At 64.0% G+C, this 14235-nt stretch carries 11 protein-coding genes; 8 read left to right on the top strand and 3 right to left on the bottom strand.

The annotated features are described in order from the left end of the window. The first annotated feature begins 31 nt into the window (after positions 1-31). A complete protein-coding gene (lpxC, locus tag OZ10_RS10290) occupies positions 32-943 on the top strand; it encodes a UDP-3-O-acyl-N-acetylglucosamine deacetylase (protein WP_039404158.1) in 912 nt (303 codons plus the stop codon). A gap of 315 nt (positions 944-1258) precedes the next feature. Here lpxC and OZ10_RS10285 read toward each other — a convergent pair whose 3' ends face one another. After that, positions 1259-1705, bottom strand: coding sequence for a DciA family protein (locus OZ10_RS10285; RefSeq protein ID WP_081419434.1), 447 nt, complete (start codon positions 1703-1705; stop codon positions 1259-1261). Between OZ10_RS10285 and OZ10_RS10280 the strand changes: the two genes are divergently transcribed. The 6 genes from OZ10_RS10280 (at position 1706) to OZ10_RS10255 (ending at position 11898) form a co-directional block, all read left to right on the top strand. Then, positions 1706-2650, top strand: coding sequence for a M23 family metallopeptidase (locus tag OZ10_RS10280; RefSeq protein WP_039564741.1), 945 nt, complete (start codon positions 1706-1708; stop codon positions 2648-2650). Between the two features lie 166 nt (positions 2651-2816). Beyond that, positions 2817-5555, top strand: coding sequence for a preprotein translocase subunit SecA (gene secA / locus OZ10_RS10275; protein ID WP_039404154.1), 2739 nt, complete (start codon positions 2817-2819; stop codon positions 5553-5555). Positions 5556-5886: 331 nt separating this feature from the next. Beyond that, on the top strand, positions 5887-9573 hold the full coding sequence (locus tag OZ10_RS10270; protein ID WP_236726971.1) for an autotransporter domain-containing protein: 3687 nt from the start codon (positions 5887-5889) through the stop codon (positions 9571-9573). A 342-nt stretch (positions 9574-9915) separates the two neighbouring features. Then, complete coding sequence (locus tag OZ10_RS10265; protein WP_039564739.1) at positions 9916-10284, top strand: VOC family protein; 369 nt, start codon at positions 9916-9918, stop codon at positions 10282-10284. Positions 10285-10435: 151 nt separating this feature from the next. Further along, positions 10436-11383 (top strand): Nudix family hydrolase, encoded by a 948-nt coding sequence (locus OZ10_RS10260; RefSeq protein WP_039564737.1) that lies wholly within the window; start codon positions 10436-10438, stop codon positions 11381-11383. 2 nt (positions 11384-11385) lie between these two features. Then, positions 11386-11898, top strand: a complete 513-nt coding sequence (locus tag OZ10_RS10255) for a P-loop nucleotide/nucleoside kinase family protein (protein ID WP_039515898.1) — start codon at positions 11386-11388, stop codon at positions 11896-11898. Positions 11899-12056: 158 nt separating this feature from the next. On the opposite strand, the gene OZ10_RS10250 is transcribed toward OZ10_RS10255, so the two are convergent. Further along, positions 12057-12692: a hypothetical protein gene (locus OZ10_RS10250; protein WP_039564736.1), complete on the bottom strand. Its 636-nt coding sequence runs from the start codon at positions 12690-12692 to the stop codon at positions 12057-12059. Between the two features lie 179 nt (positions 12693-12871). Continuing rightward, positions 12872-13699, bottom strand: a complete 828-nt coding sequence (gene metF, locus OZ10_RS10245) for a methylenetetrahydrofolate reductase [NAD(P)H] (RefSeq protein ID WP_039564735.1) — start codon at positions 13697-13699, stop codon at positions 12872-12874. Between the two features lie 216 nt (positions 13700-13915). Between metF and OZ10_RS10240 the strand changes: the two genes are divergently transcribed. Further along, a complete protein-coding gene (locus OZ10_RS10240; protein ID WP_039404144.1) occupies positions 13916-14149 on the top strand; it encodes a hypothetical protein in 234 nt (77 codons plus the stop codon). Positions 14150-14235 lie beyond the last annotated feature (86 nt).

Raw genomic sequence — 14235 nt, 5'->3', positions numbered from 1 at the left:
TCTGTCTGCATTGTTCCCCCAGACTTCGCATATGACCCAGCAACGCACCCTCAAGAACACCATTCGCGCCACCGGCGTCGGCCTCCACAGCGGCGACAAGGTCTATATGACGCTGCGACCGGCCCCGGTCGACCATGGCGTGGTGTTCCGACGTGTGGACCTGGAACCGGTGGTCGAAGTGCCGGCCGATGCGGAGCTGGTCACCGAGACCACGCTGTGTACCGGTCTGACCTGCAACGGCGCCAAGATCCAGACCGTCGAGCACCTGATGTCGGCGCTGGCCGGGCTGGGCGTGGACAATGTCATCGTCGAACTGTCGTCGGCCGAGTTGCCGATCATGGATGGCTCGTCCGGCCCGTTCGTGTTCCTGCTGCAGTCGGCAGGCATCGTCGAGCAGGACAAGCCCAAGCGTTTCATCCGCATCAAACAGCCGGTGGAAGTGCGCGAGGGCGACAAGGTCGCGCGCTTCGAGCCGTATGACGGCTACAAGCTGGGCTTCACCATCGAATTCAACCACCCGATGATCCCGGCCAAGCAGTCACGCCAGGAAATCGAGTTCTCCACCTCGGCCTACGTCAAGGAAATCTCGCGCGCCCGTACCTTCGGCTTCATGCGCGACCTGGAGTACATGCGCGAGCGCAACCTGGGCCTGGGCGGCTCGATGGACAACGCCATCGTGCTGGACGAGTTCCGCGTGCTCAACGAGGATGGCCTGCGCTACACCAACGAATTCGTCCGCCACAAGATCCTGGACGCCATTGGCGACCTGTATCTGGCTGGCGGCGCCATCCTGGGCGCCTATGAGGGCTTCAAGTCCGGCCACGCGCTCAACAACAAGCTGGTGCGCGCCCTGCTGGCGGATCAGGCTGCCTGGGAATGGGTGAGTTACCCGCAAGGGTCCCAGCAGCCGCCGGTCACCTACGCCAGCCCTGTCTACGCCTGAAGGCGCTGATCGAACCCCGCGCAGCGGGCGACGGGCGCGGCCAAGGCCCAGCGTTGCAGCGCCCGGCATCCGCTGGTCGTGTCACGCGTGCCATCTACCCTGACGCACCCGAGTATTCGGCAGCGTTTGTGTCAGGGAATGCCGCAATCGGCATTCAAAGTGTGAACTCTGTCGGATTTCAGGCCGGCTCTTAACCTTTATTTAAGACTTCTCTAACTCCTGCGGCCTCCACGCCCGCTAGGATGCGTCGAGTCGTGCGTGGTCTTCGCAGTCTTTTCACGCACGGGTGGTCGCTTCGAGAAGGCGGCCAGGACGTCACCGCTTGGTCGGTAAGACGTCCTGCAAGGACGCCAGCGCTTCGCGCAGACCTTTGTGCGTGGCTTCGGATACCGGCCGTGGACGGTTGCGGTTCTGCTGTATTGGGGAATGCAGCGGAGTGCTTGCTGTCTTGACGGTCACTGCGGTGGCCTTCAATCCGAGGGATCGGGCGGCATCAAGGAGTTGGGTCTCGGCAAGCCGCACCTTGGCATGCCAGATCGGTGAATCAACCAGAAAAACGAGCTGTTCGCCTCGGACATTGGCCAACCGGCAACGGCTGGCCAGATGGGGCGGTAACAGGGGACGCAACTGCCGGTCCAGCGCATCGAGCCACAAGGCCCGGCGCAACGGGTCGCCAGCCTTTTCCCCCAGCGCGGCCTCGATGGCCGGTTGTGGTGTGGAGGGGTTGCGTGCGTTGGACTTGGGCTTGGACATGACACTCATATGGCGTTGAAAAAAGTTGTAATCAAATCCCGTCAGACACGGGCAGAACGATTGACCCGGCAGATCCAGGGCTTTGCCGCAGATCGGCCGATGCTCGTCCTGGGCGCGGTACTGGGCCTGGGCATGCTGATGGGCGTCGGCGCGAGTACCGCGACCGGCATGGTGACCAATTCCGCGCTGCAGGCCAAGGTCGCGCAGCAGCAGGTCGAGCTGGCCCAGGCGCAGCGCGCCTCGCAGGCGCAGGTCAACGCGCTGGCGGCCCGCATGGGCGAGCTGCAGGCGCAGGCTACCCGCCTCAATGCACTGGGTGAGCGGTTGACCGAAATGGGCAAGCTGAAGGACGGCGAGTTCGACTTCGACGAGCCGGTCGGCGTCGGTGGCGGCGACGAGCCGGTCAGCGACATGCCGGTGAAGGAGCTCACCGAGACGTTGGGCCAGGTCGAACAGCAGTTTTCCGCCTCCGGGCAGCAACTGAACGTGCTGGCCTCGCTGATGTTCGATCATCAGCTCGAGCAGAACGCGGTGCCGTCGCGGATGCCGATCCGCAACACCTACATCACCTCCGGTTTTGGCGGCCGCGCCGACCCGTTCGATGGCGGCTCGGCCTTCCACAAGGGTGTGGATTTCCATGCCAACGTGGGCGACCCGGTGATGTCGGTCGCCGACGGCGTGGTCAGCTATGCCGGCGTGCGCGGCGGTTACGGCAATGTGGTCGAGGTGGACCACGGCAACGGCTACGTGACCCGCTATGCCCACAACTCGCGGCTGGTGGTGAAGGTGGGCGACCTGGTCCGTGCCGGCCAGCAGGTGGCCAGGGCCGGTTCCAGCGGCCGGTCCACCGGCGCACACGTGCATTTCGAGGTCTGGGCGGACGGGCGCGTGGTCAATCCGCGCAAGTTCCTGGGCGACACCAACACGCCGGTGGGGCGCCGAGGGCGCGGTTGACGAAGGCATGGCAGGCTCCCGCGGAGCTGCTTGATTCGTGAAGGCTCGCCCCAAGCTACAATAGGGTGTTGCCATGACAGGGCGCAGTGCGCCCTGTTTCGTTTACGGCGGTCGGGTCTTGGGGACCGGCGTCGGTCAAACCGTTCCTTTTCAACCGGTTTCTTCAATGATCAACAGTCTGCTTACCCGTGTCTTTGGCAGTCGTAACGAACGCCAGCTGCGCCAGCTCAACCGCCTCGTCACCCAGATCAATGCGCTGGAGCCGACGATCGAGAAGCTCTCCGACGCCGAGCTGCAAGCCAAGACCCCGGAGTTCAAGCAGCGGCTTGCCGCCGGCGAGTCCCTGGACAAGATCCTGCCCGAAGCCTTTGCGGTGTGCCGCGAGGCCAGCCGCCGCGTGCTGGGCATGCGCCATTACGATGTGCAGCTGATCGGCGGCATGGTGCTGCACCTGGGCAAGATCGCCGAGATGCGCACCGGCGAAGGCAAGACCCTGGTGGCGACCCTGCCGGTGTACCTCAACGCGCTGCAGGGCGAGGGCGTGCACGTGGTCACGGTCAACGACTACCTGGCGCGTCGCGACTCCGCGCAGATGGGCAAGTTGTACAACTGGCTGGGCCTGAGCGTGGGCGTGGTGTATCCGGGCATGCCGCATAGCGACAAGCATGCCGCCTACGCTGCCGACATCACCTACGGCACCAATAACGAGTTCGGCTTCGACTACCTGCGCGACAACATGGCGCTGTCGCGGGCCGACCGTTACCAGCGCAACCTGCATTACGCCATCGTCGACGAAGTCGACTCGATCCTGATCGACGAAGCGCGCACCCCGCTGATCATTTCCGGCCCGGCCGACGAGTCGCCGGAGCTGTACATCCGCGTCAACCGCATCGTGCCGCAGCTGACCAAGCAGGAAAGCGAGGAAGGCGAGGGCGATTACTGGATCGACGAGAAGGGCAAGCAGGTGCATCTGTCCGAGGCGGGCATGGGCCACGCCGAAGAACTGCTGATGCAGGCCGGCATCCTGGAAAATGCCGAAGACGGCCTGTATGCCGCGCAGAACCTGAGCGTGGTGCACCACCTCAACGCCGCGCTGCGTGCGCATGCGATCTATCAGCGCGATGTGGACTACATCGTGCGCGATGGCGAAGTGGTCATCGTCGACGAGTTCACCGGCCGTACCCTGTCCGGGCGGCGCTGGTCCGACGGCCTGCACCAGGCGGTCGAGGCCAAGGAAGGCGTGCCGGTCCAGCGCGAGAACCAGACGCTGGCCAGCATCACCTTCCAGAACCTGTTCCGCATGTACAAGAAGCTGTCCGGCATGACCGGTACGGCCGATACCGAAGCCTACGAATTCCAAAGCATCTACGGCCTGGAAGTGGTGGTGATCCCGACCAACCGCCCGACCGTGCGCAAGGATCATCCGGACCAGGTGTTCCTCAACCGCAAGGGCAAGTTCAATGCGGTGCTGGCCGATATCGAAGACTGCGCCAAGCGTGGCCAGCCGGTGCTGGTGGGTACCACCTCGATCGAAACCTCGGAGATGCTCTCCGAGCACCTGCGCAAGGCAGGCGTGAAGCACGAAGTGCTCAACGCCAAGCAGCATGAGCGCGAAGCCACCATCGTGGCCAACGCCGGCCAGCCGGGCGCGGTGACCATTGCCACCAACATGGCCGGTCGCGGTACCGACATCGTGCTGGGTGGGTCGCTCGAGTCCGAATACCACGCACTCGGCGAGGAGGCGACCGAAGAAGCGCGCTTCCAGGTCAAGACCGAATGGCAACGTCGGCACGACGCGGTCAAGGCGGCCGGCGGCCTGCACATCATCGGGACCGAGCGCCACGAATCGCGCCGTATCGACAACCAGCTGCGCGGCCGTGCCGGTCGTCAGGGCGACCCGGGGTCGTCGCGCTTCTATCTGTCGCTGGAAGACAACCTGATGCGCATCTTCGCCTCGGACTGGGTGCAGAAGGCGATGCGCATGATGGGCATGAAGGAAGACGACGTCATCGAAGATCGCCTGGTCAGCCGGCAGATCGAAAAGGCGCAGCGCAAGGTGGAAGCGCACAACTTCGACATCCGCAAGAACCTGCTGGATTTCGACGACGTCAACAACGACCAGCGCAAGGTGATCTACGCCCAGCGCGACGAGTTGCTGGATGCCGAATCGGTCAAGGACAACGTCGACGGCATCCGCGGCGATGTGATCTACGACCTGGTCGCACGCTTCGTGCCGCCCAACTCGGTGGACGAACAGTGGGACCTGCAGGGCCTGGAAGCCACGCTGGAATCGGAACTGGGCATGCCGCTTGCGCTGCGCGAAATGGCACGCACCCAGGAAGAACTGGACGCCGAACAGATTGCCGCCAAGGTGCAGGCAGCGGTGGACGCGCACTTTGCCGAGAAGGAAGCGGCCGTGGGCAACGACACCATGCGCGCACTGGAAAAGCACGTGATGCTGACCGTGCTCGACCAGGGCTGGAAGGAGCATCTGGCCAAGATGGATTACCTGCGCCAGGGCATCTACCTGCGTGGTTACGCGCAGAAGCAGCCCAAGCAGGAATACAAGAAGGAAGCCTTCGAGCTGTTCTCCGAAATGCTGGAGAACGTCAAGCGCGAGGTGATCAACCTGCTGGCACGCGTGCGTATCCGCAGCGAAGACGAAGTGGCCGAACTGGAAGAGCAGGAGCGTCGCCAGGCCGAAGCCCGCCTGATGGCTTCGCAGTTCCAGCACCAGGATGCCGGCGGCTATGGTGCCGACGAAGAAGTGGAACAGATGCAGGGCGCCAACGCCCCGGTGCCGGTCTCGCAGGTCACCCGCGACGAACCCAAGGTCGGCCGCAACGACCCATGCCCCTGCGGCAGCGGCAAGAAGTACAAGCATTGCCACGGTCAGCTCAGCTGAGCTGAGCTGCATTGATTGAAAAGCCCCGCCTAGTGCGGGGCTTTTTTTCGCTGTCACTCCTGGGGCGCGCACGGTCTTAACGAACGCCTCATCGAACGCCACGCGGCCCTGCAGATGGCCTGCATATCAGATATGCATTGCTAGGAAAAACCCCACACTGCCGTCAGGCGCATCCCCACGCTGCACCGGGTCAGTCGGCCTAGGTCGTGGCGCGATGACCATTTACCTTTGTGAGCCGCGTTGCCTGCACGACGCCGGGTCTCAGCTCACGACGAAAATCCGTGCAATGCGGCGTCATCGTGTCCTTGATCAATCTACAAAATGGAGCTTCATGAACAGGATCTATCGCCTGGTGCGTAACCGCGCCACCGGCTCGATGCAGGTTGCATCTGAATTGGCCACGTCTCACGGTTCCTCTGCCCGCGCCACCGGCAGCGTCAGCCATCGTTCGCCGCTGACTGCGGCGATGCTGGCTGCGCTCGGCCTGGTTGCAGCGCCTTCCGGGTTTGCCGCCGTATTCGATTTCAACAGCGATGACACCATCACCAGCTCGCGTGTATATGCCGAGGGCTTTCGCGTTGGCCCAAACGGCACCGTTGTCGTCGATGTCAGCGGCACCGCTGTAGTTACTTCCGAGGAGGATATCTCTCTCGGCAGCACCGCAGCCGGCAATGGCACCCTGCGCCTCACCGGCCCGGGGGCACGCCTTGCCATCAATAGCGGATTCTGGGACCTGCTCGTGGGCGATGCCGGCATCGGCAACATGACCCTGCAGGACGGCAGTCAGGCCACCACGGCGGGCTTGATGACCTTGGGCAACCAGCAGGGCAGTACCGGCAATGTGCTGGTCACTGGTGCTGGCTCGGCACTTACCGCCCGCAATATCATCGTCGGCCGCGGCGGCACCGGCATCATGGAGATCACCAACGGCGGCACCGTCACGACAACACGGCCCTACTCAGTGGTCAATGACTACGGCATGAGCCTTGGTCACAGCACCAATGGCGCCGGTACGGTCAATGTCAGCAACGGCGGTACTCTGGCCATCACCGACAATTTCTTGTTGGTCGGCATGGTCCGCGACGGCACTCTCAACGTCGGCAACGGCGGCACGGTCAACGCAGACCGCGGTGTGCATCTGGGCGGCACCCTCATCAACCTTACCAACAACGGCACCAGCAATGGCACCGTGAACGTGGCCGATGGCGGTGAGCTCAATACCGCAGAGCTGATGCTCGGTGTACAGAGCGATTCCAGCGGCGTGGTGACCGTGACCGGCACGGGCAGGATCAACGCAGACACGGTCTCGGTCGGCTCCAACGGAGATGGAAGTCTGACCCTGTCCGGCGGCGCTGTGCTCCGCGCAACCACCGACGTGCGCGCTGAGCGCCCGAACGGCATCAGTGACGACTTTGGCCAGACCGGCCGTATCGTGGTCAGCGGTGCCGGTTCGGCGATCGAAGCCCCTCGCGTGGATGTCAGCAATGAGCTGCTGGTTGAAAGCGGTGCGGCGATCCGTTCGACCACTGCCACCATCAAGGATTCCTACGCCAATACGCGGACCAACGCGACACTTACCGGTGCTGGTTCCAGCTGGACCAATAGTGGTGCGATGCGGACCTTCACCAACGTTGAGGTACTCGATGGCGCAGTCATCAATACGGATACCTTATCGATTTCCGGCGGACTTAACTCCTCGACGTTTGCGCCCCGGCTTGAGCACGATCAGGTTCGTGTCAGTGGTGTTGGATCAGCGATCGCAGCAGCCAACGGCCTTACCGTTGGAGGCACGGTGTTTGAACCGTATGGCGTGCTCAGCGCGAGCAGCGGCGGCCGCATCGATGGAGGCAGCGGGATTACGCTGGGCAGCGCAGGTTATCTGGCTTTAGGTGGGGGCATGGACCAGTGGTCGATCGCCAACACTGCGCCGGCCTGGCGCGCTGCCGAAGCGCCTGGGCAATTATCTGCATCGCCAATCTTGATGCAGGCGAACTCCGGTGGTTTGGTGTTCAATCACACTGGCGATGCCACCTTGCCGAACGCCATCAGCAGCGTGCCTAGCGGCAATTCGTGGGTTAGCGGGCAACTGCTACAACTCTCTGGCAACACTCGTCTGGATGGCAATCTGACCGCGTTCGGCGGTGAGATCAATGTCACCGGCGGCACGCTAATTATTAACTCGGATCTTTATACCGGTCAGGGTTACACAGATCCTAGCCGAGCATTTGTCCAGGAGATCCTTGTGTCCGGCGGCACTCTTGTGCTTAACGGTACGTCAGGTTTTCAACAACAGATCAATCTGGGTAGCACGGTCGAGACTGTACGCAGCTCGATTGCTGTGGTAGCTGGCGAAGGCATCCTGGCCGGTAACGCCAGGCTCGGGGACACCTTTCTTGGCGACGGTGGCACTTTGTCGCCGGGCCAGAACGGCATCGGCAAGATGACCTTCGATGGAGACCTATACCTTGCTGCAAATAATGGGTTGGGCGCCACGATTAGCGGCACCTCGTTCTATGACGTCGATGTGCTCGGCAACGGCCAGAGCGATCAGCTCGCCGTGAGCGGCACGGCCTATCTGGGCCGTACCTCCGGCTTGACCAACACCGCCGACGCCGCGTTGCGCGTGACTGCGCTGGACCCGTCTGTCAGTTATCAGAACGGCCAGACATATACGATTCTGGAGGCAGCTGGCGGGGTGCAGGGCCGCTTCGACCAAGTGACCTCGCGCTCTGCCTTTATCGACCCGAGCGTTGTCTATACCGCCAACCAGGTGCAGTTGACCCTCGCGGTGAAGGACACCACTCCGCCTGTCACTCCGGCCCCACCTGTCGATCCGGGTACTCCGGTCACCCCGGTCGATCCGGTTACGCCGGTGACACCTGCGCCGCCGATCGCTCCTGTCACCCCGGTTGCTCCCATTGCCCCGCCTTTGGTGTTCGGTACGGTCGCAATCAGCGGCAACCAGCGTGCTACCGCCGCGGCATTGGATACGCTGCGGCAATCCGGTGATGCACTGGCGCTCTATAACGGCCTGCTGATCATGGATGCCGATACTGCCCGTGCGGCATTCGATGACCTCTCGGGTGAAGTCCACGCCAGCAATCGGGCACTGCTATTGGAGGATCGCTTCCTGCGCGAAGGGATCAGCCAGCACCTGCGTCAGACCTCAAGCATCGCCGAAGACGGCGGTGCATCGGGTTGGGTCGCCGGCAGCGGCGCTTCCAATCGGCAGGATGGTGATGGCTCCGCTGCCCGTGCTCGCCAGAATCGCGACGGCCTGATGGCCGGTGTGGACTGGTCGTTTGGCGAGCGTTGGACGGTCGGGCTTGCCGCCGGTGCCGAGTCGCTACGTCAGCAGCTCCAGGCGCGTAACGCGTCCTCCGACGTCGATGCGGTGCATGCCGGGCTATACGCTGGCTATCGTGGCGAGGCTGTATGGATCGACGGCGGTGCCAGCTATGCGGACTACCAGATAGACACCGAACGCACTGTCGGCGTGGGAACCGGTATTGCCCAGCGCTTGGACGGTCGTTACGACGCCGACGCAGTGTCGGCTTTTGTTGAGGGCGGCTGGGACTTCGAGCTGGGGACGCTCACGTTGACCCCATACGTCGCCGCGGCTTACACGCGGTTGTCCACTGACGCGGGAGTGGAAGCTGGCGGCAGTGCGGCGCTGGCGATTGATGCCAGCAAGGATGAAGTGTGGACGTCCACCGCTGGCGTGCGAGCTTCTTGGGATATCAGTGGCGGTCTGCAAGATGGTGCACGCCTGGAAGCTGGCTTGGCCTGGCAGAATGCCGCCGGTGAACTACGCGCCGATTCCAGGCAACGCTTCGTTGCCGGCAGCAGCACATTTACTGTTGGCGGTGTACCGCTGGCACGCAATGTCGGCATCGCCGAGCTCGGCGTCTCCCTCAACACCTCCGCCAACAGTCGCCTGTCGCTAGTCGGACAGGGACGTGCCGGCGATGGTCAGCGTGAGGTGGGCGCGCAGTTGAACTGGAAGGTGGCGTTCTAAGCGGCATCGGTCTGCTTTTAACCTACATCGAATGGCTCCGTGAGGAGCCATTCGTCATTTCAGGACTTCGCGCGGGTTTTCAGCCAGCGGTCGCTAGTCTGGATCTCCATCGGCGCTTCCAACCACACAGACGCTGCCGACCATTGATGTTCCGATTCTGGGCGACGCCAAAGCCTCGCGCACGGACGGCCCTCAAGCACCCCGACCGGTACGTGACGATGCCTCCTGGCATAGGCTGCCAGCCATGTTGCTCTCGCGTCGTCAGTCGCCTCTTCTTGGGTTCTGGTCTCGCCTGCCCAGGCAAGGCGTATGCTCGCCGCTACGTCCGGCGTGGAGTGCGTCATGTCGCAACTGTCGAGCCAGCAACTGAAAGTGTTCGTGCCTGCGCGCGATTATGCGGTGTCGCAGCGGTTCTATCGTGCGCTGGGATTCGTGCAGGAAGACGAGGTCGGCAATGTGACCTGCTTTCGGCACGGTGCGCACTGTGCGTTCCTGCTGCAGGATTTCTATGTGCGCGAACTGGCCGAAAACCTGATGTTGCACCTGTGGGTGGACGATGCCGACGGGTGGTGGCAGCACGTGCACGACACCGAACTGGATGCGCAGTTTGGAGTGACCTGCAGCGCGCCGGAAGATCGGCCGTGGGGCGCACGCGATTTCACCTTGCACGATCCCAGCGGTGTGCTCTGGCGCATCGGGCATCCACTGTAGGCGTGAATCGGGAATCGGGAATGGGGAATTGCAAGGGCGGGCATGGTGCGTGCTTCAACCGATTCCCGATTCCCGATTCCCGATTCCCGAATCTCCAATCCCCGCCGCCAAGCGATTGCACTGAACGGCTCACTCGCGGCACTCTTGTGCCATGCCTGATTCTCTAAGATCCATCCACGTCGTTGCCGGCGTGATCACCGACGCCCGCGGCCGCATCCTGCTGACCCGCCGTACCGAAACCCGCGACATGCCCGGCCTGTGGGAGTTTCCGGGTGGCAAGCGCGAACCTGGCGAAACCTCCGAACAGGCGCTGGTGCGCGAACTCAACGAAGAGCTCGGTATCGAGGCGCAGGTCGGCGAGTGGCTGATGGACGTGCCGCAGTTGTACCCGGACAAGCGGCTGCGCCTGGAAGTGCGCCACATCACCGCATGGAAAGGCAGCCCGCGCGGCCGCGAAGGCCAGGCGATGACCTGGGTGGCCGCCGACAAGCTGACTCGTTATTCGATGCCGCCGGCCGATGTGCCGGTGGTCGGTGTGCTGCGCCAGCCCGACCGCTATCTGATCACGCCCGAGCCGGACGATGACGCGCTGTGGCTGGAAGGCCTGGAGCGTGCGCTGCAGGACGGCATCACGCGCATCCAGTTGCGTGCGCGGCAGGCCGAACCGGCGCGCTGGCAGGCCTTGCTGCAGCAGGTGATGCGCCTGCGCGGCCGTACGCGCGCGCAACTGCTGCTCAACCGTGACATCGCACTGGCCGGCGAACTCGGCATCGGCGTGCATCTGGGCTCGGAGCAACTGGCCAGCCTGCAGCAGCGCCCGTTGCCGGCCGAGCAGCCGGTCGCCGCCTCGTGTCACGGGCTGGAAGACCTGCGCCACGCCCAGCGTCTTGGCTGCGATTTTGCGGTGCTGGGCCCGGTGCAGGCAACCGCGTCGCATCCGGGTGCGACACCCTTGGGATGGGATGGGTTCGAACGCCTGCGCGAGCAGGTCTCCTTGCCGATCTACGCACTCGGTGGCATGCAGGTCGACGACCTGCGCGAAGCCCGTTCGCATGGCGCGCAAGGCATCGCGGCGATTCGCGCGCTGTGGCCGCAGTGACCCTGCAGTCAGCGATCTTGGTGGTATTCGGCGGATTGCCGGGCGTCGGCAAGAGTTCCATTGCCCAGGCGCTGCTCACGCAATGCACTGCGTTTTATTTGCGTATCGATACGATCGAGCAGTCACTACGCGAAAGTGGTGCGCTCGCCAACGACGTCGGAGCAGCCGGCTACATGACCGCCTACGCACTTGCCGAGGCCAATCTGCAACTGGGTCACGTGGTGGTCGCCGATTGTGTGAACCCATTGCCGGTCACCCGTGAAGCGTGGCGCGATGTAGCGCGTCGCACACGGAGCCGCTTGCTGGAGATCGAGGTAGTGTGCAGCGATCGCAACGTGCATCGGCAGCGCGTGGAATCGCGGCAGAGCGACGTGGTCGGATTGCGCGTGCCGGGGTGGGCCTCCGTGCTCGCGCATGATTACGTGGCCTGGACCGAGCCGCACTGGGTGATCGACAGCGCCGTGCTGAGCCCGCAGCAGGCGGTCACGCAGATCATGGGCCGGCTTGTCGCATAGCCTGCAGGCGTCACCTATGAGGCATGAGGCTCGGGGTCTCTGAGCCGATACGCTCACTGCCTCGCAGCCCACACCACCATCGTCACCATCACCGATTGCCGGGCAATGCGCCGTCGCATGTACTTGGCCGCTGCAATCCGCTCACGCCGGGCGCTGCGCTAAAACGTCACCCAGAAGCAGTTGTACTGCCGGCGCAGCCGCAACACGCTGCTTGCCGGCGCGCCGCTGGCGAGGTTCTGTTCCAGGCGCAGGCCCCAGGGCCGCGGGCGGCTTGGCGGTGCCGGGAGTGGGGCGTCGATGGCGCTGCCGTCCAGGGATGGCGCCGCTGCCGTGCCGGCATCGGCTTCCCAGGTCGGCGGATCGCGTTGCGGGTACATCGGCACGATGTCCAGCAATGGGCGTTGCACGATCGCTTCCAGCCGGCTCAGCACTTGGTTGGCAGCGGCGTCGGACTGGCCGCTCCACAGGTAGAGGCTGGAGAGCCGATTGACGTCGCGGCTGTCCACCGCCAGTTGCAGCAATGACACCAGCTCGCTCAGCCGGCGCGGGCAGCCGTAGCGATACAGGCCGGTGTTGCCCTGTGTGCGCGTGGGCGGCGGCGCGCGCTCCGCAGCGCCGACATCTTCGCAGCGGCGGTCGGTGAACATGGTCTGCCCGTCCGGCGTGACGCAGCGACGGATCTCCTGTGCCTGCACGCCGGTAGCGGCAGACAGGCCAAGCAGCAGCAACAGCATGGGCGGGATGCGAGGCATCCACGCAGCGTAGCCGGCCACGTGTGAGCTGGCGACAAACACCAGGATTCATGGCCCTCCAGGTCTGGTGCCGCCGGCCACGCCTGCGTGGTGGACTTGCTGACAGTCCCCGATGTGGCAGGTATGCGGGTTGCCGACTTGCGCCGTGCGCAGCAAGTGCGAGCCGGCGGTGAGGTAGCGCACGTGCGGCGCGTTGCCCGTGGCCAGGTGCGCTGCTGCGATCAGCGACCGAGCAGCTGCAGCACCTGGGTGGTCGGCTTGGCCAGGTTGAGCGTGTAGAAGTGCAGCGCCGGCGCGCCGCCGGCGATCAGGCGCTGGCACAACGTGGCCACCACTTCCGCACCGAAGGCACGCACCGCGTCGGCATCGTCGCCATAGGACTGCATCTTCTTGCCGATCCAGCGCGGAATCTCCGCGCCGCACTGCTCGGAAAAGCGCCGCAATTGCGAAAAATTGGAGATCGGCATGATGCCGGGAATGATCGGGATCGCCACGCCCATGCGCTGTACCGCATCGCGGAAATGGAAGTAGGCATCGGCGTTGTAGAAATACTGGGTGATGGCCGCATCCGCGCCGGCATCCACCTTGGCCTTGAAATAGCGCAGATCGCTCAGCGCATCGGCCGCCTGCGGATGGGTTTCCGGATAGGCGCCCACTTCGATCCGGAAGGCATCGCCGTGCTCGGCGCGGATGAAGGCGATCAGGTCCGAGGCGTAGCGCAGGTCGCCGGGATGGCCCATGCCCGAGGGCAGGTCGCCGCGCAGCGCCACGATGCGGGTGCAGCCGATGGCGCGATACAACTTGAGCAGTTCGCGGATCTCCTGGCGGCTGCCGCCGACGCAGGACAGGTGCGGCGCCGCTTCGAATCCGTGCTTCTGCTTGAGATGGCGCACCGTCTCGGAGGTGTAGCTGAGCGTGGAGCCGCCGGCACCGAAGGTGCACGAGACATATTCCGGCGCGTAGCCTTTCAACCTGGTCGCGGTGCGGTCCAGCTGCGCGCGCTGGTCGTCGGTCTTGGGCGGATAGAACTCGAAACTGAGATGCGTCATCGCGGCGGCTTCTGCGGATCGTGCCGGCATACTATCGCTTCATCGCGATGAATGCATATCTGGTGGCGCATGATGCTGGGCACCGCATCTGCGCGCCGTGCAGGCAGCCAAAAGGTGCAGCGGCTGGAAGGGCCGAGCCTGCTTCTGCGCGCTTGTCTCGATCTACGTTGCACGCGGTAAGCTCAGGCACCCCACGCCACTTGACCGGAGCGCAACATGCAAGAAGAAATGGACGTAATCGCCGAATCGTTGGGCCGCATCTGGGTTGCACTGGCGCGTAGCGTCGGCGATCTGGCGCTGGCGCTGGCCGAGCAGCCCGGCGTGGATGGCAACAAGTTGCTGAGCGACTTTGCCGCGCGTCTGCCGTCGGGCCAGGACGACGGTACTTCCAAGGTGTTCGAGGCGATCCGCCAGTACATCAATCAGGACGTGGTCCCCGGCGAGGAATGAACGCTGCCACGCGCGTCTGCTGCTGGCAGGCGCGCGATGCAACATGCGGCATCTGCGCCGCACGTTGACGTCTGCCTGCCTACACT

It is taken from the genome of Xanthomonas cannabis pv. cannabis (genome assembly GCF_000802365.1).
In the GTDB taxonomy this organism is placed as follows: Bacteria; Pseudomonadota; Gammaproteobacteria; order Xanthomonadales; family Xanthomonadaceae; genus Xanthomonas; species Xanthomonas cannabis.
This window is presented reverse-complemented; position numbering and strand designations above follow the sequence as displayed.

Bases quoted from the DNA above. Each gene is read 5' to 3' on its own strand.
- lpxC (WP_039404158.1), top strand. From the start codon at position 32: ATGACCCAGCAACGCACCCTCAAGAACACCATTCGCGCCACCGGCGTC.
- OZ10_RS10285 (WP_081419434.1), bottom strand. From the start codon at position 1,705: ATGAGTGTCATGTCCAAGCCCAAGTCCAACGCACGCAACCCCTCCACA.
- OZ10_RS10280 (WP_039564741.1), top strand. From the start codon at position 1,706: ATGGCGTTGAAAAAAGTTGTAATCAAATCCCGTCAGACACGGGCAGAA.
- secA (WP_039404154.1), top strand. From the start codon at position 2,817: ATGATCAACAGTCTGCTTACCCGTGTCTTTGGCAGTCGTAACGAACGC.
- OZ10_RS10270 (WP_236726971.1), top strand. From the start codon at position 5,887: ATGAACAGGATCTATCGCCTGGTGCGTAACCGCGCCACCGGCTCGATG.
- OZ10_RS10265 (WP_039564739.1), top strand. From the start codon at position 9,916: ATGTCGCAACTGTCGAGCCAGCAACTGAAAGTGTTCGTGCCTGCGCGC.
- OZ10_RS10260 (WP_039564737.1), top strand. From the start codon at position 10,436: ATGCCTGATTCTCTAAGATCCATCCACGTCGTTGCCGGCGTGATCACC.
- metF (WP_039564735.1), bottom strand. From the start codon at position 13,699: ATGACGCATCTCAGTTTCGAGTTCTATCCGCCCAAGACCGACGACCAG.
- OZ10_RS10240 (WP_039404144.1), top strand. From the start codon at position 13,916: ATGCAAGAAGAAATGGACGTAATCGCCGAATCGTTGGGCCGCATCTGG.